At 61.4% G+C, this 19,105-nt stretch carries 17 protein-coding genes and 1 pseudogene; 5 read left to right on the plus strand and 13 right to left on the minus strand.

All coding sequences use genetic code 11. From position 1 onward, the window contains the following. The coding region (locus tag M2368_RS13170) for a hypothetical protein (protein ID WP_498724626.1) at positions 1-837 on the plus strand (837 nt) is incomplete at its 5' end. A 515-nt stretch (positions 838-1,352) separates the two neighbouring features. Here M2368_RS13170 and M2368_RS13175 read toward each other — a convergent pair. The 11 genes and pseudogenes from M2368_RS13175 to M2368_RS13225 form a co-directional block, all read right to left on the minus strand. Further along, a pseudogene (locus M2368_RS13175) lies at positions 1,353-2,036 on the minus strand (sigma-70 family RNA polymerase sigma factor); the annotation flags it as partial. Positions 2,037-2,444: 408 nt separating this feature from the next. After that, positions 2,445-3,755: a hypothetical protein gene (locus M2368_RS13180; RefSeq protein WP_498724565.1), complete on the minus strand. Its 1,311-nt coding sequence runs from the start codon at positions 3,753-3,755 to the stop codon at positions 2,445-2,447. Then, positions 3,752-5,116: a glycosyltransferase family 2 protein gene (locus M2368_RS13185; RefSeq protein WP_498724566.1), complete on the minus strand. Its 1,365-nt coding sequence runs from the start codon at positions 5,114-5,116 to the stop codon at positions 3,752-3,754. Before M2368_RS13185 ends, M2368_RS13180 begins: the two co-directional genes overlap by 4 nt. Further along, positions 5,113-6,033, minus strand: a complete 921-nt coding sequence (locus tag M2368_RS13190; RefSeq protein ID WP_498724567.1) for an ATP-grasp domain-containing protein — start codon at positions 6,031-6,033, stop codon at positions 5,113-5,115. Before M2368_RS13190 ends, M2368_RS13185 begins: the two co-directional genes overlap by 4 nt. Further along, positions 6,033-6,947, minus strand: coding sequence for a PIG-L deacetylase family protein (locus tag M2368_RS13195; RefSeq protein WP_133833934.1), 915 nt, complete (start codon positions 6,945-6,947; stop codon positions 6,033-6,035). The genes M2368_RS13190 and M2368_RS13195 overlap by 1 nt, the downstream gene beginning before the upstream one ends. Positions 6,948-7,563: 616 nt before the next feature. Further along, positions 7,564-7,782 carry an LPXTG cell wall anchor domain-containing protein gene (locus M2368_RS13200; RefSeq protein WP_133833933.1) on the minus strand — a complete coding sequence of 73 codons (219 nt, stop codon included), beginning with the start codon at positions 7,780-7,782 and terminating at the stop codon, positions 7,564-7,566. A 59-nt stretch (positions 7,783-7,841) separates the two neighbouring features. Next, positions 7,842-8,159, minus strand: a complete 318-nt coding sequence (locus M2368_RS13205; protein ID WP_133833932.1) for a hypothetical protein — start codon at positions 8,157-8,159, stop codon at positions 7,842-7,844. Between the two features lie 249 nt (positions 8,160-8,408). Then, positions 8,409-9,791 (minus strand): allantoinase AllB, encoded by a 1,383-nt coding sequence (gene allB / locus M2368_RS13210; RefSeq protein ID WP_133833931.1) that lies wholly within the window; start codon positions 9,789-9,791, stop codon positions 8,409-8,411. Between the two features lie 151 nt (positions 9,792-9,942). Further along, positions 9,943-11,736, minus strand: coding sequence for a glyoxylate carboligase (gcl, locus tag M2368_RS13215; protein ID WP_133833930.1), 1,794 nt, complete (start codon positions 11,734-11,736; stop codon positions 9,943-9,945). A gap of 267 nt (positions 11,737-12,003) precedes the next feature. After that, a complete protein-coding gene (locus M2368_RS13220) occupies positions 12,004-12,915 on the minus strand; it encodes a 2-hydroxy-3-oxopropionate reductase (protein ID WP_332731243.1) in 912 nt (303 codons plus the stop codon). A gap of 25 nt (positions 12,916-12,940) precedes the next feature. Continuing rightward, a complete protein-coding gene (locus M2368_RS13225; RefSeq protein ID WP_133833928.1) occupies positions 12,941-13,744 on the minus strand; it encodes a hydroxypyruvate isomerase family protein in 804 nt (267 codons plus the stop codon). A 641-nt stretch (positions 13,745-14,385) separates the two neighbouring features. Between M2368_RS13225 and M2368_RS13230 the strand changes: the two genes are divergently transcribed. Together M2368_RS13230 and M2368_RS13235 are read left to right on the plus strand one after the other, a co-directional pair. Further along, positions 14,386-15,909, plus strand: a complete 1,524-nt coding sequence (locus M2368_RS13230; protein WP_286172183.1) for an NCS1 family nucleobase:cation symporter-1 — start codon at positions 14,386-14,388, stop codon at positions 15,907-15,909. 8 nt (positions 15,910-15,917) lie between these two features. Next, complete coding sequence (locus tag M2368_RS13235; RefSeq protein WP_498724568.1) at positions 15,918-16,664, plus strand: aspartate/glutamate racemase family protein; 747 nt, start codon at positions 15,918-15,920, stop codon at positions 16,662-16,664. Positions 16,665-16,824: 160 nt separating this feature from the next. Here M2368_RS13235 and M2368_RS13240 read toward each other — a convergent pair whose 3' ends face one another. Beyond that, the gene (locus M2368_RS13240; RefSeq protein WP_332499272.1) at positions 16,825-17,049 is read right to left on the minus strand and encodes a hypothetical protein; all 225 of its coding nucleotides are present in this window, start codon (positions 17,047-17,049) and stop codon (positions 16,825-16,827) included. Positions 17,050-17,368: 319 nt separating this feature from the next. Continuing rightward, the gene (locus M2368_RS13245; RefSeq protein ID WP_498724569.1) at positions 17,369-18,055 is read right to left on the minus strand and encodes an SDR family oxidoreductase; all 687 of its coding nucleotides are present in this window, start codon (positions 18,053-18,055) and stop codon (positions 17,369-17,371) included. A 174-nt stretch (positions 18,056-18,229) separates the two neighbouring features. Here M2368_RS13245 and M2368_RS13250 point away from each other — a divergent pair, with 174 nt between their 5' ends. Continuing rightward, positions 18,230-18,442, plus strand: coding sequence for a hypothetical protein (locus tag M2368_RS13250; protein WP_105656406.1), 213 nt, complete (start codon positions 18,230-18,232; stop codon positions 18,440-18,442). 33 nt (positions 18,443-18,475) lie between these two features. Then, positions 18,476-19,009: a DUF488 domain-containing protein gene (locus M2368_RS13255; protein WP_400341688.1), complete on the plus strand. Its 534-nt coding sequence runs from the start codon at positions 18,476-18,478 to the stop codon at positions 19,007-19,009. The last annotated feature ends 96 nt before the right edge of the window (positions 19,010-19,105 follow it).

Consider the following 19,105-nt stretch of genomic DNA (forward strand, 5'->3'; position numbering starts at 1 on the left):
TCCGGGGTTGGTTCAGGAGTCGGTTCCGGGGTTGGTTCAGGAGTCGGTTCCGGGGTTGGTTCAGGAGTCGGTTCCGGGGTTGGTTCAGGAGTCGGCTCGACTGTAGGCTCCACCGTTGGTTCCGGAGTCGGCTCCGGGGTTGGTTCCGGAGTTGGTTCAGGAGTCGGCTCGACTGTAGGCTCCACCGTTGGTTCCGAAGTCGGCTCCGGAGTCGGTTCCGGGGTTGATTCAGGAGTCGGCTCCGCCGGGGTTGGTTCCGGGGTTGATTCAGGAGTCGGCTCGGCTGAAGGCTCCACCGTTGGTTCCGGAGTCGGCTCCGGAGTCGGTTCAGGAGTCGGCTCGACTGTAGGCTCCACCGTTGGTTCCGGAGTTGGCTCCGGGGTTGGTTCCGGGGTTGGTTCAGGAGTCGGCTCGACTGAAGGCTCCACCGTTGGTTCCGAAGTCGGCTCCGGGGTTGGTTCCGGGGTTGGTTCAGGAGTCGGCTCGACTGTAGGCTCCACCGTTGGTTCCGGAGTCGGTTCCGGGGTTGGTTCCGGAGTTGGTTCAGGAGTCGGCTCGACTGAAGGCTCCACCGTTGGTTCCGGAGTCGGCTCCGGAGTCGGTTCAGGAGTTGGCTCCGGGGTTGGTTCCGGGGTTGATTCAGGAGTCGGCTCGACTGAAGGCTCCACCGTTGGTTCCGCAGTCGGTTCCACTGTTGATTCCGGAGTCGGTTCCGGAGTCGGTTCAGGAGTCGGCTCGATTGAAGGCTCCACCGTTGGCTCCGCAGTCGGCTCAAAAGTAGATTCAGAGGTCGCTTCAGGCGACGGTCTTGCCGCTGGCACATGTGACAGCGGGTAAAACGGCCTCGTGAATGGCGATTCCACTTGGTTTGTGAATTCTAATTCGTCTTTCGCATCAGGAACGGTTCGCCCAGTCAGGTCCCGCAAGAACATGGCACGGCCCATGACGGCAGATGGCTCGGCCCCAACCATCGGGGCTTCGACTCCTTCCAGCTGGGGCTGGACTGCGCTTTCGGGTGCGGCCCTTTCTCTTTCATCATGCACGATCAGTATCGGTATCAGACCGATGGCGGACGCTGTTACGGCGACACCCACCAAGCCAACGCCTAAAGTAACGGCCAGGCTACTACCTCCTGCAATACTCACACCGGCCCCCGAAGCAACAGAAGCTGCTGTCCCGGCAGTAGCTCCACCAGCAGCCGTTGCCGTGGCTGCCGAAGCTCCCATTCCTGCAATACCTCCCGAGGCAGGAATCCCCAGCGCAGTAATCCCTCCAACGACCAGAGGAAGGACGAAAGCACGCAAAGTAGCACCGATTTCGTCCAATTCCCCGAACACTACTGCGCAATTCGCGCACGACTTCAAGTGCGCCTTGACTCCACGCTCGTTCCGGCTCCCCAGCGTTCCGCGGATAAAGGCCGGCAGATGTTCACGAATATCGGAACAACTTGCGGGCAACCCTGACTGGCCATTCATATGCGCAGCCAAGTAGGCTTCGCGCAGTCCCTCTCGCGCGCGTACCGCCAATGCGGAAACCGCATTGGGTGTCATGCCGAGCATTGGCGCAACGTCTCTCGGCGGCAGTTCCTCTACTTCGGTGAGCCACAGGACCGTCTTCCAGCGCTCGGTCAAGGCCTTGAACGCGAGGATGGCAAAGGTGGATTCATGGCGTTCCATCGCCTCGTCCGCGTGCGCATCGCCTGGCAGGAAGTCCTGGACGTCTTCGACGGTAATCTGCTTTGAGGCTGATTTGTTCCTGGAAAAGGCTTCGCGCGATACCGCAGTCAGTAAATAGGCGCGGAAGAACTCATCAGGTCCTGCCCCACGTTCGATGATACGGAAGACCCGCAGGAAAGCTTCGGAGACGACATCCTCGGCATCGGAAGGAGAGTTCGTATGCCTAAACGCTACGTTCAGCGCCACTTGCCTGTGCCGTCGATACAGGTGGTCCTGGGCCTCGCTGCTTCCGTTCCTAACGCCACGAATTAAATCTGCATCGCTGACGTCAGCAAAGCGTGCCCCAGAATCTATTGTCATTACGTCCCCATAACGTTTCACGCGACAGCGCCGGTACCCGCCGCCGATCGCCCCAAGGATTCCCCAATCCCCGGAGCCGGCAAACGGCAACCAATGCCCCGTCGACGATGCCGCCCGACTTTGGACGGCATTTTCATCCTTTAGAACCTATCAGGATTTTTCCAATATCTCTATGAAATGGGTTCGAAAATCCTGAAAGGTGGGCGAGCTCCATCCCCCAAGCTTGCAATTCGCCCACCCGTCAGCATCTTCCCCATAAGACAACTGGACGTCTCGAAACCTCATAATTCCTTGTTGCCCAGTTCAGCGCGTACATCACTTAGATACGCGGAAAAGGGAATCATGACGCAAGAATCCGGATTAATCTGAAATTTTTTCTTCGAGCCGGAATTCGCATAGATTCCGCGATTAGTCCGCATCCGGGCGAGTAGCAGGAACCTGGCTCCAAGCACCCTCCAATGCGGACCATATGCTGTCGTCCATTAACGAAGTGGGGGTAACGGAGACATGCAGCAATGAATGGTCCTCAGCATTCAGCAGTTCCTTGCTCACGGAACTGCTGTCCATGGAGCCTGCGCCTTCCCAAAGCCCGATTTCCAAGGAATACTTTTCAGGTTCCTGCTTCATGTACCGCTGTACCAATTCGTCTGTCGAAACCCGATTGGACGATGCGATGCCCCGAAAATTCCAGATGTTCAGGCGGTCAACCACGTTCAGAAGCTGCCCGTAGTCTTGGCCGGAATCAGGGCGTCCCCTTGGATCTCCGTTGGCAGGTGATCGCACATCCATGGTGAGCACCGGACCGGTTTCGTCCAGACTTCCAGCCACTTTCTTCATGATCGAGGTGACTGCGTTTGACCGCCATAGGTAGATTTGCTCTGACGTGGAATCAATCGTTCCGTCAGCAGACCTCGGCCAATCAGGGAGCTCGCTGGACTTCGCAAAATTCTCCAAGTCATCCTCGCCGAACGTGTAGCTGGGAAACATCAGCTCCGTGACGTTGATGCCATCGGGTGCATAGCGCCGAACGGCTTCACTAACCAGCTCGACAAGCCTGGTATCAAGTCCATCCTCTTTCCACGCCGAGATACTTGCCCAGTTCTTGGAAGGATGCCCCTCGGAGTTGATTCCTGCTAGCGATGGACGGCGCTCCAGCTCTCTGCCCAGCAACGTATCGATATTCAAGTAGATTGTTCGAGGTCTACCCTGCTCATCGCAGCGGAAGGCACTAATCGCTTCAGCAACATAGTCCCGCCCGGTTTGCGTGACTTCGCTGGATTCGACATCGCGTTGGGCTGGCCAGGGGAAAGCCACCCAGTCGAGACGTCCAATGGAGAGCGATACTCCTGTCGCCCTGACCGAATTTAATCGACGGGCAATTTCCGGGATACGGGCAGGATCTTCGGCGGTAATATCTTCAAAGCCGACGTTCACAACTCTGGAAAATCGGGGAAGTTGGGTGTCTGTCTTGGAGTGGCGCATGCCGAGGTTGTCTCCTGGGGAACTGGTGCCCTCTGCGCGAGGGGAATCTTGGCAGGCATGCTGCGGAGGCATCGGCGCAACCACCGTGGGGTCCGGCGTGGGGGTCGGTTGATACGCTGCAGAAGTGGGGAATCCGGTCATGTAGCAAGCAGCCGCCAACAAAAGAAAAGTCACCAAGCCCGCTATGGCTGCCATTGCCAGTTTCCGGCGTTGACGCTGCATCTTGGCCGCGCTCATGATCCGCTTCCAAGAATGGCAGAGAACTCACCGCTGGAAATGACACCGGTTCTTTGCAGCTTGTTCCATTTGGCGGGCCTCCCGCGGATCTCAAACGCTACCGCTGCGAGCATGGTGAGCCCCATCCCCGTGGCATAGAACGGCCATAGCGGAAGGGTCCACAGGTTCGCCAAATCCCTCCATGCAGTGTTCAACGCAATGCCAAGAACCACCGAAGCCAGCGTGATTCCGATGCCAATCCAACCGACCACCATCGCGGTGCGACCAATTAAGGTTGCTTCTTCTTCGCCGCCGAAGGTAACCAGCCCGGCCGGGATGAAATAGAGCAATCCTGCAAGCACCAGGATCTGAGCCAGTGGCACCACCACCATCGTGAGAAAATTGAACAGCAGGAACACTCCGAACGGCCCGAACCGGGGGTTGCCGTGCATCCGCCAATGTATCTTGGTCGATTGCAGCAGGCCCCGTGCCCAGCGGACTCGTTGCTTCCACAGCGCCTGCAGCGTAGAAGGCGACTCCGCCAAGACAATCGCGCGTGGTTCAAAAGCCACACGATATCCGGCACCGTAGAAGCGCCAGGTCAATTCCAAGTCCTCTCCAACCGTATCGGTGCGGAACCCGCCAAGATCCCTGACCAGATCAGCACGGAATGCACCTATATTCCCGGAAACCACCGGCAAGCAATGAATCAGGGACAGCGCCCGCCGAACAACTCCCGTTCCCAGATGCGAAAGGACCGAAAGCATCTTGGTCAGCACCCTGTCCAGGTTTACAGGCCGGTCATCACCGCAAACCGCGCCCACCTTCACATCGCGGAATCCGGTGAGCAACCACGGAATAGTCACCGGCGAAAAAATTCCGTCGGCATCGACAAAAACCAGTATCTCTCCAGTCGCGAGGGCAATCCCACGATTAAGTGCCGCGCCTTTGCCTGCGTTCTCCTGGCTGATGGCCTGCACCAGGCGATGTTCCTGAGCCAGCTCATGCATCAGCCGTGCGGTGCCATCAGTGGATCCGTCATCGACAATCACCACTTCAGCGAGGTTTCCCTTGCTGCGGACAATTGATTCAACGCAGGCGCGCAATACCACTTCCTCGTTATAGGCCGGGATGATTACCGATACCCTGTAGTCCGGGATCTGCCCGAAATGCCTCGACGCCCGGGTTCGACGGCGGGGCCGCAGAATAGCGTTTGCCGGGATGCCAGGAGGCAATGACGACAGCTTCCCGTACCGGGTGAAAAGCAGACCCCGGCGGCATTCGAAAAGCAACGACAAGGGGATCAACCCCAGCTTGAGCACGCCGACGGAAAGGATGACTGCGGTCAGTGTGTAGTAGCCAAGAACGAGTGCCGAACTCATGCACAGCCAACTTGCGCTGTGGACGCCACCCCGAGCAAGCGCAATGCAGCATCCAGCAGTTCCGGCGCGGACTGGCTATTGGCTCCAAAACGGGCATTGACCTCGAGCACCACCGGTTGCCCATCGCCACCCAGGCGCACGTCCATGTCTACCGGCCCGACCAGCTCCAGCGACTGCACTGCATTCTTGGCCACCCACGCAACATGAGCGGCGATTGGATCATTCGACTCGCAGCGGCGCACCGACACTGCGTTGCCCACGAGTCCCTCGCGCAGCTCGGTCTTCTCCACCACCACGCAGACCTCGAGCTCCCCGGAATCAGGGTTCCTGAAGATCATCGGCGCGAATTCGCGTCCGGGGGCAAAGCGCTGCACAAGATCCCGCGTACCAGCCGGTACGCGGCCTGCCCTGAGGTCTCCTGCCGTAGCCAAGCGGACACCCCGTCCTCCGCGTGATACGCGTGGCTTGATGATGATCTGCTCTTCCGGGCTGAACTGCGCCAAGGCTTCGCCACTGGCAGCGTTGATCCGGGCAAAGTCGGGGACGGGCACGTTGTCCCCTCGCAAAGTCAGCATCGTGTAGTACTTGTCGTCGCTGATCAGCACGGATTCTTTCGAGGAAATCAATAATCGGGCTCCGGCCGATTCCAGCAGCTCTCGGATGCTCTCTGCCGAAAGCACCGGGAGTTCTTCGCTGACGGTCGGGATAACCAGTTCAGCTGAGTGCTGGAGAACAATCTCTTGAAGCCGAGTGGGGTACTGCTGGTGACTGGCTGCTGGAACCTGGTGGAAGGCGTCGAGCAACGGATCAGTTGTTGGCACCATGTCAGCGCCGATGACGCTATGTCCTCGCGCGTGCAGCTGGCGCGCAAGCGAGCTTCCTGCTGGACCTCCGACCCCGGTGACTAGGATCTTCATTAGAAATCTCCCACTGTGGTTGATACGAGGCGCATTACTTCAAATCCTTCGGCCCGCTGCTGCTTGACCTGGTTGCCACGGAAAGTAGCCATGGACTCGATCCGCGCACGGGTCATATAGGGCTTGTTCCGCTGATCGGCATGTAGCTTGATGGCTTCGACCTTGACGTCGGTGTAGTTCTCGACGTCAACGAAGAAGCTTGGAGAGAAATCATTGCCCACCGAGGGGCTCTCGAAGCAGAGTATGGAGGGCAGTCGCCTCCCGGCGCGCATTACTGCACGGTGCACCGCCTCATGGTCTTGGTGGATATCAGTAGCAGAATGAGTCAGCACGACATCCGGTCCGAAAGCAGCGATTTCCTCCTCGATCGCTGCAACCATCAGGTTGGAATTCTCCGACAGCCGCGTATCGCAAAAGGACCGCACCGTATGGGACTGGGCACCCAGGTAACCGGCTCCGCGTCGGGCTTCTTGAATCCTGCGAGGAGCATGTCCGCCACTTTCACCCTGCGACATGACCACGATACGAACATCATGGCCGGCATCCACCAATTTCGCGATGGTCGCACCGCAAGCCAGCTCGACATCATCAGGATGTGCTCCGACTGCCAGGAAGCGTCTCGGACGGGTGTTGTTCTGAGGCCTTCGTTGCAGCGTCAACATGGACAGGCAGAAAATCAACAATGAGATGGCCATCATTATGGCCACGACTGCCCCGATGTCCGACTGCCCTTGGAAGAGAAGATGCCAGCAGGCCGCGGCTACGAACACCAAGTTGCCAGCAATCCAAGCAACAAGGATGGTCTTGTAGTGCGTAAAGTCACGCACCAGCCATCGTCGTCCCCGCCGGCTCAATGCACTGAAGATCGCGGTTATAGAGGCCACAATGCCGAAGATTGCGAGTGACATACTCATGACGTTCTCTTTCTATGGAGCGTTCAGAAGCGGATCCTTTGCGTTCTTGGCTCTGGTCCTCCTGATAGCGAAGAAAGCCGCATCCCCATGCTGCGCCCGGATTGCTGGGAGATTCCTAAAGCGCATGCTTTCATGCCATCAACGAGTGTCCATTCGATGGATCCATAGAGTTAGAGGGCGCCTGGGTTCACTTCGTGACGGCACTTTCGCAGGAAATCCGAAACTGCGTGTCGGCGAGCAAGCAATACCGATGGCAGTGAGAGCTACAACTGTTAGCTCACTAATGGTTTCAACCGAGGTCCTAGATTCTGGTGACTCATCGCTGCAGGTTCACAGTGCGGAGGGAACCAGACCGGCGAAGTTCAGATGAGAACACCGGGCGGAGAGGCCATCAGCAACGCACCAAATAATCCGGCCGGTTGAGTCAAGCTCAGGACGGTCTGAAACAGCTGCCCGTTTTTTGCACATCGTCCAGATACGCAAAACGCCCGACCGGAAAATTAATTCCAGTCGGGCGTATGCGCGAACTATCTGCAAGAGCCTAGACGATCGGTCCTACGACGATCGCAAGAGCCTGCTCCGCGAACAGTTCACAGCCTCATTCGAATCCTAGGCTTTAGCCATGTCGGCGGTTGCTGCGCCGAGAAATCAGCACACCAGCAGCTGCCAAAAGGAGTCCAGCGATCAACACGTACATCGCAGTGAAACCTGTGTCCGCAAGCTTGTCATCCTTTTCAGATGGCGGCGGAGCTTCGGCTGAGCCTTCAGCCGGAGCTGCCTTCTGAACGAGATCTTCCTCGGCTTCATCGGATTCAGTAAGTTCCGTAGGATCCACAGTCGGCTCAGTCGGGTCAACTGGCTCAGTCGGGTCAACAGTCGGTTCCGAAGGCTACCTCATCTGCTGTCCTCTAAACCGCGGTTCAAGGCCCCGGTCCGGCGCAGGTCCCCGAGCGCCGAAAGCACTTCAATCCGCGGTGCTGGGAGTTGACGGGTACCGCTTGCTGGACTCGGAGCCTCATCACGCTCGGCCGGACGCTGATCAGCTGGAGAACCGTTGGCATGCCGGCGCCAATGGGCATAGGTCTTGAGCCCGAAGGCAAGGAGCACAGCCATGAGGATTGCGCCGAAGACCAGCGACACCTGGACCACTTCGCCCAACGCCAGATCGTCGACTTCTTTGCTCATAATCGAAGCAGCAGTAATCGCGTTCATACCCATTTCCTGTATTCAGAGTGACGGCTGCTCTATCCCCATAGTGCTGACAGTCTATGAGCTGGGCAGCCCAATCCTTTAACGCCACATCCAATCGATACCTGTTTGTTATGCGCCAGGGAAATAGCCTGCGTACCACCGGTGAATACGCTGCGAATCTGCGGTAGCCAAAGCACGCCGGGGCTATCATTGCCCACGGCGCGGCAGAGCCCCCGTCCTGCGGACAGGGGCTCTGCGAGGTACCGGTTCCTAGCTCTCGCGGCGGATCAGCTGACCCGTTGGATTCTGGAAGTCCACGTCGGTCCCGGCAATGATGGACCGGCGGACTACGCCGTTCAGGGTCTTGCCCTGGTACGGGGAAATCGGGTTCTTGTGGTGCAGCTTCTGGACATCCACCTCGAAGGTGTCCTCCGGAGCGAAGACCGCGAAGTCCGCGTCCTTGCCTACCTCGATGCTGCCCTTGGCGCCCAGTCCGGCAAGCTTCGCGGGATTCAGGCCCATCCACTGCACGACCTGTTCCAGCTTCAGTCCGCGCTTCTTCGCCTCGCTCCAGATCAGCGGCAGCCCCAGCTGCAGCGACGCCACCCCGCCCCAAGCCACGCCGAAGTCGCCGTTCTCCACATCCTTGAGGTCAATGGTGGATGGGGAATGGTCCGAAACGACGCAGTCGATGATGCCTTCCTCCAGGCCCTTCCACAGCAGCTCGCGGTTGTCATTCTCGCGGATCGGAGGGCAGCATTTGAAGGCTGTGGCGCCGTCGGGGATTTCCTCGGCCAGCAAGGTCAGGTAGTGCGGGCAGGTTTCCACGGTGAGCAGCACGCCCTCGGCCTTCGCTTCGCGGATCATCTGGAGCGCATCCGAGCTGGACAGGTGCAGCACGTGGGCGCGCACTCCGGTGGTGCGGGCACGCTCGATCACCTGCGCGATGGCGGTGTTCTCGGCATCGCGCGGGCGCGAGTCCAGGAAGCCGGCGTACTTGCCGCCCACCGGCTGCGGGGAGTTGCCGATGATATCGGAGTCCTCGGCGTGCACGATCATCAGCGAGTCGAAGGAGGCCAGTTCGGCCATGTCCTCTTCCATCTCGCCTACACTCAGGGACGGGAACTCGTCGACTCCAGAATGCAGCAGGAAGCATTTGAAGCCGAAGACTCCAGCTTCGTGCAGCTCGCGCAGATCCTTCTTGTTGCCCGGGATGGCACCGCCCCAGAATCCGACGTTGACATAGGCGTTCTTGGAAGCGGCCGCGCGCTTGATTTCCAGCGCTTCGAGGTTCACCGTGGGCGGGATGGAGTTCAGCGGCATGTCCACGATGGTGGTCACCCCGCCGGCAGCGGCGGCCTTGGTCGCCGACTCGAACCCTTCCCATTCGGTGCGTCCTGGCTCGTTCACGTGCACATGGGTATCAACGAGTCCGGGCAGCAGGACCTCGTCGGAGGCCACCTCGATGACGCGCTCTGCGGCCAGTCCGGCACCCAATTCCTGCACGGCGACGATCTTTCCGTCGCGCACGCCGATCTCGCGCGGGCCAATGCCCTGCGCGGTCAGCACTTGCTGGCCGCGCAGCACCAGGTCATAGGTGGTTCCGGTGGCGGTGGGGGACGATGTGCGGCCAACAGCTTCGTTGATGCTCATGAGGTGTTCCTACTCGTTAATTGCTAGGTGTTCTTGGGGCTCGGCAGCTCTATGCCAAGTCTAGGTTGTTGTGGCGCGGGGCACACCCGTATTGGTGAACCGGTGCCCCGCGCCAAACTTTGCGGGTTGCAGGTCAGCGACGACTGCCCTTTCACGCACCCACGGTGGCCGAGGCAGCCATCGGCACCAACGCGGTTGGTGCATCGGCGGCGTCCAAAGCCAGGTCTTCGAATTCATTGACTGCATCCAGCTGCGCGCCCATGGCGATGTTGGTGACCTTTTCCAGGATCACTTCCACCACAACCGGCACCTGGTGCTCTTCGGCCAGCGCATTGGCCTGCGCGAATCCGGCAGCCAGCTGGCTCGGATCCTCGACGCGCACGGCCTTGCAGCCCAGGCCCTCGGCGACCTTCACATGGTCCACGCCGTAGCCGTTGGTTTCCGGGGAGTTGATGTTATCGAAGCCCAGGGACACGTGGTAATCCATCTCGAAGGCGCGCTGCGATTGGCGGATCAGTCCGAGGTAGGAGTTGTTGACCACCACGTGCACGTACGGCAGCTTGAACTGGGCGCCGACGGCCAGCTCCTCGATCATGAACTGGAAATCGTAGTCTCCGGAGAGGGCCACGACCTTTTCCCCCGGCTTGCCGCGCACGACGCCCAGGGCGGCCGGTCCGGTCCAGCCCAGCGGGCCGGCCTGTCCGGCGTTGATCCAGTTGCGCGGCTTGTAGACATGCAGCATCTGCGCGCCGGCGATCTGGCTGAGCCCGATGGTGGACACGTAGGTAGTGTCCTGGCCGAAGGCGGCGTTCATTTCCTGGTAGACGCGCTGCGGCTTGATCGGCACGTTCTCGAAGTTGGTCTTGCGGTGCCCGGTGGACTTGCGGGCGGTGGCCTCGTTGGCCCAGGCCGAGTAGTCCGGCAGGGTGCCGGCGGCCTTACGCTCGCGCACGACTTCCAGGATGGCCTCGATGGCGGCGCCGGCATCCGAGGTGATTCCCAGGTCCGGGGAGAACACCCGGCCGATCTGCGTGCCTTCGATATCCACGTGGATGAATTTGCGTCCGGCGCGGTAGGTGGCCAGATCCCCGGTGTGGCGGTTGGCCCAGCGGTTGCCCAGGCCCAGCACCATATCCGATTCCAGGAAGGTCTGGTTGCCGTACTTGGTGTGCGTCTGGATGCCGACCATGCCCGACTGCAGGCGGTGGTCATCCGGGATGGCGCCCCAGCCCATCAGGGTCGGGGAGACCGGGATGTCCAGTTCCTCGGCGAGTTCGACCAGCTGCGCGCTGGCGTTGGCGTTGATCACGCCGCCGCCGGCGATGATGATCGGCTTGCTTCCGGAGAGCAGCAGGTCCACGATCTTCTCGGCCTGGCCGCGCGTGGCCTTCGGCTTCTGGACCGGCAACGGCTCGTAGGCATCGATGTCGAAGTCGATTTCGGCCATCTGCACGTTGATCGGCAGGTCGATCAGGGCCGGGCCCGGGCGGCCCGAGCGCATGATCTGGAAGGCCTTGGCGAAGGTGCCCGGAACCAGTCCCGGCTCCAGCACGGTCGAGGCGTACTTGGTCACCGGCTTGGCGATGGACTCGATGTCCACGGCCTGGAAGTCCTCCTTGTGCAGCACATTGGTCGGGGCCTGCCCGGTGATGCACAGCATCGGGATGGAGTCGGCGATCGCGGCGTACAGGCCGGTGATCATGTCGGTGCCGGCAGGGCCGGAGGTGCCCAGGCACAGGCCGATCTTGCCGGTGGCCCGCGAGTAGCCGTCGGCGGCGTGGCTGGCACCCTCGACGTGGCGGTGCAGGGTGTGGCGGATGCCGCCGTGGGCCTTCATGGCCGAGTACAGCGGGTTGATCGCGGCTCCTGGCAGGCCGAACGCCTCGGTGGCGCCCTCCTTGGCCAGGATCTGGACGACGGCGTCGATTGCGCGCATCTTAGGCATGGGAATACGTCCTTTGGAACGAGAAGAAGAAAAGAAGGATACCTACGGCGGGAAGCCAAGGTGCATGAGTCACCACAACGCCGCTTCCTTGAGCACCAGCTAGCGGCGATGAACTGGAACAAAGCCCATTGCGCAGCGGATACGGTGCGTCGGGCCCCTGCCGTGTACCAGGGGCCCGGCGGCACCGGAGCGTAGCCGGTATTGCGCGGCCGCTAGCTGAAGAAGCGGGTTACCTAGTTGTCCCCGCCGTAGGAAGATTTAGCGGCGCTAGGCCGGGACCGGGGCCTCGATTTTGCCGGCCAGGCGCTGCACCCCGCGGAAGAGGCCCGAATGATCCAGCGCCCCGTCGCCGGAAGCCACGGTGGAGGTGACCAGCTGGGCGACCAGTGCGCCCAGTGGCAGCACGACACCGGCTTCGCGGGCTGCGGAGGTCACGATGCCCATGTCCTTGTTGTGCAGGGCCAAGCGGAAGCCCGGGGCGAATTCGCGGTCCAGGATCTTCTGGGCCTTCTGGTCAAGCACCTTGGAGCCGGCCAGGCCGCCGCCGAGGACCTTGATGGCCGCGTCGGTGTCCACGCCATAGGCTTCGAGGAAGAGTACCGCTTCGGACAGGGCCTGGATATTGGCCGCGACGATCAGCTGGTTGGCCGCCTTGACGGTCTGCCCGGAGCCCGAAGGACCCACCAGCACGATGGTCTTGCCCACGGCTTCGAGCACCGGCTTGGCCGCCTCGAAGTCAGCTGGCTCGCCGCCGGCCATAATGGACAGCACGCCCTCGATGGCGCCGGCCTCGCCGCCGGAGACCGGGGCATCGAGCGGGCGCAGTCCGGCGTCGCGGGCCGCGGCCGCAAGCTCGACGGCCACGTCGGGACGGATCGAGGAGTTGTCGATCCACAGCGCTCCGGCCTTCGCGTTGGCGAGGACGCCCTCTGCGCCGAGGGTGACGGCCTGGACATCCGGGGAATCCGGGACCATGGTGATGACCACGTCCGCATTGGCCACGGCTTGCGCGATGGAAGCGGCCTTGGTTCCGCCAGCGGCGGCCAGCTCATTGCCGGCCTTGTCGCTGCGGTTGTAGCCGGTGACGTGATAGCCGGCGTTGACCAGGTTCTTGGCCATCGGCAGGCCCATGATGCCCAGTCCGATGAAGGCGATGTTCTGCGACATGTGATTCTCCAAAAATTCTTGTGCGAAAAGGTGTTCTCTAGACTGCGGCGCTGCTGCTGGCGCTCTGGAGCCAGTCGAAGGCGGTGGCCGCTTCCTGCTTGTACTCCAGGGCGACGTTGCCGGTGTAGCCCAACTCGCGCGAGCGCTTGATCCAGTCCTGCAGCGGCAGGTCCCCGGTGCCCGGAGCTCCGCGGCCCGGCGCATCGGCGATCTGGATATGGCCGAAGTCCTTGGCATGCGCTTCAATGACGGCGGCGACGTCATCGCCGTTGACTGACAGGTGGTAGAAGTCGGCCAGCAGCGCGATGTTCCCTTCGCCCTGGGCCTTGACAGCCTCGACGACCGCAAGCGCCTGGGCCGCAGTTTTCAGCGGGTAGGCTTCCGTGCCGGAGACCGGCTCGATCAGCACAGTGCCGCCGACCTTGGCCACGCCCTGGGCCGCGGCCACCAGGTTCTCCAAGGCCAGCGCATCCTGGGCCGCCGGGTCGGCGCCCTCGATGCGGTTGCCATACAGGGCGTTGAAGGCCTTGCAGCTGGTAGCTTCGGCGATCGCTACTACCGCGTCGATGTTGTCCTTGAATTCGGACTCGCGCCCCAGCCATGAAACCAGTCCGCGGTCGCCTGCCGGCATATCTCCGGCGAAGAAGTTCAGCCCGTCCAGCTGGACGCCGGCGTTGGCCAGCGAGGCGAGAAATTCGTCGACCTGCTTGCCGGAGGGGGCGGCTTCGCCAAATGGCCACCAGAATTCGACGCTGTCGAAACCCGCCTGCTTGGCGGCATCCGCGCGCTGCAGCAGCGGCAACTCGGTGAGGAGGATCGAGCAGTTCAGAGTGTAGGACACTGGATTTCCCTTCAAGAACACCTTCCAAAGATTCCGCTTTATGGAAGTTAGCTTTTGCTTTATGAAAACTCTAGGACGAGACGCCAATCACTGTCAAGAAGGTTTTGGGACGAAGTGCCGATGCGTGCAGAGCCGCGCAGAAGAGCGCTGCAGTGGCATCAGGACAGGAATGGCGCCCGGTGCGCTCCTGATAAAAGCTGGCTCATCAGTGGATTCCGGGAACGGAATAAAAGGCTCCGGAATCCGGACAAAATACCATCTGGTGAAATTATCATTTTCTATTGCGGGAATGTGATCCAGTGCATACAGTGGTGGTTACTCACCTGGCACATATCTCGGAGTGACTTCCTAGCTCAGGAGCAGCCATGCTTTTTCCACCGTGCATCACGCACAGCGCACAGCGGCTTGCCGTTGCGCCGCGCCCGGCCATGCCGCTTCTCGGCTCGCCGGCCGAGTTCTACGTTAATTTCGGACAGCCGATCTACCCGTAAGCGGGCCCGCCTACCTGTCCTGCGTCCCCGCAGGCAGGCACGGGCCGTTCCCCTGAACGCTCCGCTTCCCCAGATCTGTCATCTTCCCCTGCCGCAGTGCGCCCGAATGCGCCTGCCCGGATGCATGACCCTTTGACAAGGATGTCCATCATGTCGCAAAAGACCCCTGAAATGGTGCCCGAGGCCGCACCGCAGGAAAACCGGCCCGCTATCGACCGGGCCAATCCCTTCGAGTTGAGCGCGTCGCTCTACAACCAGGACCTGGCACCAACCACCCGCTCCGGACGCACCTGGAGCTCTTACAGCATCTTCACCCTGTGGGCCAACGACGTGCACTCGCTGGGCAACTACACCTTCGCCATCGGGCTCTTCGCGCTGGGCATGAGTGGCTGGCAGATCCTCGGCGCGCTGGGCATCGGAGCGGTCCTGCTCTTCGCGCTGCTGAACTTCTCGGGGTTCATGGGCGAGAAAACCGGTGTCCCTTTCCCGGTGATGAGCCGCATCGCCTTCGGCATCAACGGCGCCCAGATTCCCGCGCTGCTGCGCGGAGCCGTGGCCATTGCCTGGTTCGGCATCCAGACCTACCTCGCCGCCCAGGTCCTCGCCGTCATGGTGATTGCCGTGGCCCCGGGGTCCGCAGCCCTGGAGCAGACCAGCTTCCTGGGACTGAACGCCCTGGGCTGGATCTGCTTCGTCGCCCTCTGGGCGGTGCAGCTGGTCATCGTCAGCTACGGCATGGAGATGATCCGCAAGTACGAGGCGTTCGCCGGCCCGGTCATCCTGGCCACCTTCCTGGGCCTGGCCATCTGGATGCTCTTCGAATCGGGTTTCAACGTCTCGATGAGCACCGGCGAATCGAAGACCGGCATCGAGATGTGGACCGCGATGTTCGGCGCGGCCGCGCTGTGGGTCTCGATCTACGGCACCTTCGTCCTGAACTTCTGCGACTTCACCCGTGGCGCATCTTCCAAGAAGGCGATCGTCAAGGGCAACTTCTTCGGCATCCCGCTGAACATGATGTTCTTCGGCGCCATCGTGGTGGTCCTGACCGGTACGCAGTTCTCCATCAACGGCCAGGTCATCACCTCGCCGTCGGATATTGTCGGCGCGATCCCGAACACCTTGCTGCTGCTGCTGGCCTCCGCCGCCCTGCTGGTGCTGACCATCGCGGTGAACCTGATGGCCAATTTCGTGGCACCGACCTACGCATTGACCAACCTGCTCCCGAAGAAGCTGAACTTCCGCACCGCCGCACTGATCTCCGGAGTCATCGGCCTGGTCATCCTGCCCTGGAACTTGTACAACTCCCCCGAGATCATCAACTACTTCCTGGGCGGCCTGGGCGCGCTGCTTGGCCCGCTGTTCGGCATCATCATGGCCGACTACTGGCTGATCCGCAAAGCCCGGATCAACGTCATGGACCTGTACCGCTCGGATGCCGAAGGCACCTACTACTTCACCCGCGGCGTGAACTACCGGGCTGTCGGCGCACTGGTGATCAGCTCGGTGATCGCACTGGTGCTGGCCTTCGTCCCTGCCCTGCACATTGTCGGTCCGTTTGCCTGGTTCCTGGGTTCGAGCGCCGGTGCCCTGGCCTACCTGGCCTTGGCCAAGCGCCAGCACGATCTGGCAGACATCGATGGCGAGCCGATCGCCGTGGCACCAACCCACTAGGAAAACTCATGCGCATTCTGATCCTGAACGTCAACACCACGCAATCCATGACCCGCGCCATCGGGGATTCCGCCCGGCAGGTCGCCTCGCCCGGTACCGAGATCATCGAGCTGACCCCGGATTTCGGGGCTGACTCCTGCGAAGGAAATTTCGAGAGCTACCTGGCGGCCATCGCCGTGATGGACAAGGTGGTCCGCTACACCGAGCCATTCGACGCGGTCATCCAAGCAGGCTACGGCGAGCACGGCCGCGAGGGCCTGCAGGAACTGCTGGATGTCCCGGTCGTGGACATTACCGAAGCCGCCGCCTCCACGGCGCAATTCCTCGGCCACAAGTATTCGGTGGTCACCACGCTGGACCGCACGGTGCCGCTGATCGAGGACCGGCTGAAACTGGCCGGCCTGACCGACCGGCTCGCCTCGGTGCGCGCCAGCGGGCTGGGCGTGCTGGAACTGGAAGCCGATCCGCAGCGCGCGGTAGCGGCCATCGTCGAGCAATCCCGCCAGGCAGTGGAGCACGACAAGGCCGAAGTGATCTGCCTGGGCTGCGGCGGCATGGCCGAGCTGGAGGAACAGGTGCGGCTGGCCACCGGCGTGCCAATTGTTGATGGCGTGCGCGCAGCGGTGACCATCGCGGAGTCGCTGGTCCGCATGGGGCTGAGCACCTCCAAGGTGCGCACCTACGCTCCCCCGCGGCCCAAGACCGTGAACGGCTTTCCCATGACTCCGGCGGCCGTCGTTCCGGCGGGTCTCTGAATGCCAAGCCAAATGGCAGGCTCAGCCCAGCGCGCTCACAGTCAGCCGTCCTAGAGTTATAAGTACCTCATGAAGGTGCGAGTGATGACAAAAGGAAACCCCGGTGCTTCGGCACCGGGGTTTTCTTCTTGCCCTGCTCTCCATCGAGGACCGGATTGGCCTAGGAGAATTCAGGCACCTTCGGCAATGCCATGTTCTTCGAGAAGAACTCGGCCAGTTCCGCGCGGGCAGTCAACGGCAAGACCTGGGCGACATACATGTCCGGGCGGACGACAACCAGGGCTCCGGGCCGGTCGATCTTGCGCTCCGTGAAGATATCCTGATGCGGGATCGCGGCATAGACCTTCTCCCAGTCGGTGATCTGGACCTGGCCCACCTTCGGCATTGCCCGCACCCGGTGCGATAGCGCCCAGCACGAGGGCCGGATCCACGGCAGACCAGCCGATATCGTGCAGCAGCATGGCCAGCAGCACGATATTGGCACCGGCTTCCGGGTGATGGCCCAGCAGCTGATGGGCCATGGACACCGAATACAGGGTGTGCGCATAATTGCTCCGGAACGCGAGAAGCTCCTTGGCGTCCTCCCACCGCTTGCCCGCAGGCAGAAGGCTCCGCATCCACTCAGTGGAAGCCGCAGAACTTTCATCCGCAGACGCAGAACAGCCCTGCCCCCGTTGCGGAGGCAGGGCTGCGGCTGCGCATTCCTAGACGATCGCTTCCACGATCGGCATGTTGCCGTTGTAGAAGTTCACGGTGGAGCGGCGTGCTGCATTATTGGCCACCACATGGGTGATCATTTCGGCGACGTTCTCGCGCGAGGTCTGCGATGCCTCGCCTTCAACGTCTGCTCCGTTCACCTTGCCTGCCTTGTCAGCCAGCACCACGCGCTGGCTGGCCGGTTCCAGGGTCAGCGCCCCCGGGCCCAGGATCGTGTAGTCCAGCTCCGTGCCGCGCAAGTACGCGTCGGCGTCGTGCTTGGCCTTGGCATAGGTGTAGAACGAGTTGGCCGGATCCAGGCTGTCCACATCCACCAGGGCGCGGCTGTAGGAGACCATCACGAAGCGGTCCACGCCGGCCTGCTTGGCAGCCTGCATGGAACGCACCGCGGCATCATAGTCCACGGCGCGGGTGCGATGCTCGTTGCCGCCACCGGCACCTGCGGAGAAGACGATGGCGCTTGCACCGGAAAAGGCCTGGGCCAACTGATCCACGCCAGCGCTTTCGATGTCGATGACTACTGGGGTGGCGCCCGTGGCGCTGATGTCGGCTGCATGCTCCGGGTTGCGGATCAGCGAGTTGACCGCGTAGCCGCGCCCAACCAGCTTGGGCGCTGCCAGCAGGGCAACCTTCCCATGTCCGCCAATGAGAACTACTCGATTTTCTTCAGCCATGAACTGCTCCTTCTGATCGATGCTCGTATTCGGCACAACAAGGCCTGCCACGAGCCTATTCCCGGCGAGCTTCGGCGACGACTTTCTGAGTGCCAGCTTGATAGCGGTCATTTCGGTTGGCAATGGGCGTACGCTCGGGTTCATAGAATTCGCACTCGACCCAGGATGAAGCTCATGAAGCAGAGAACCTTGAACTTGGAACTGAGCAATGACCAATTCGCGGACCTGGCCAATGCGCTGGAGGACCACCGGGACTATTTCAAGAAACGCGCCGATGAAGCAACGCTCGGCTTCGGGCTCGATACCGGCTACTGGCAGTCCCGTGCTGCCGAAGTCGAAGAGCTGCTCCAACTAGTCCTCAGCTCCGCCAAGCACGATCAGCATTAGCCCCGCCCCTTCCCCACTCAAGGAGCCAGCATTTTGCCCGCCGGAATTTTCACCATTGGACATTCGGCACGATCCATCGAGGAGTTCCTCGCACTGCTAACGCAGTACGGAATCACGAATGTTGTGGATGTCCGCAAACTGGCCGGCTCCCGCAAATTCCCGCAGTTCAATGCGGATGCCTTGGAAGCCTCCTTGCGCACGGCGGGAATCAGCCTGCACCGCGGGGAAGCGCTGGCCGGCAGGCGTCCTGTGAGCCGCAGCGTCGATTTCGCAGTCACTGCATGGTGGACGAACCGCAGCTTCCCTAATTACGCCGATCATGCCCTCGGGGAAGATTTCCTGCAGGCGCTCCCGCGGCTGCAGGCGCGGGCCACCGGCCAGAAGACCGCGATCATGTGCGCCGAAGCCGTATGGTGGCGTTGCCATCGCAGGATCATTGCCGATCACCGGCTGGCCCGCGGTGCCGAGGTATTCCACATCATCGATGGGCATCCGGCCAAACCCGCCGAGCTGGGCCCGGGCGCGGTGATCGGCCAGCAGTCGCGGATCACCTACCCGGCAGCCTGATACCGGCGCGCAAAACGGGCATCAATGGCAGCATCTGCGCCATGGCTCGGCTCATGCAATGAGCTGGAGGTGCAATTCATTACGCTGTCTGACGCA

Origin of the sequence: Arthrobacter sp. JUb119, assembly GCF_024807995.1 — a bacterium.
GTDB lineage: Bacteria > Actinomycetota > Actinomycetes > Actinomycetales > Micrococcaceae > Glutamicibacter.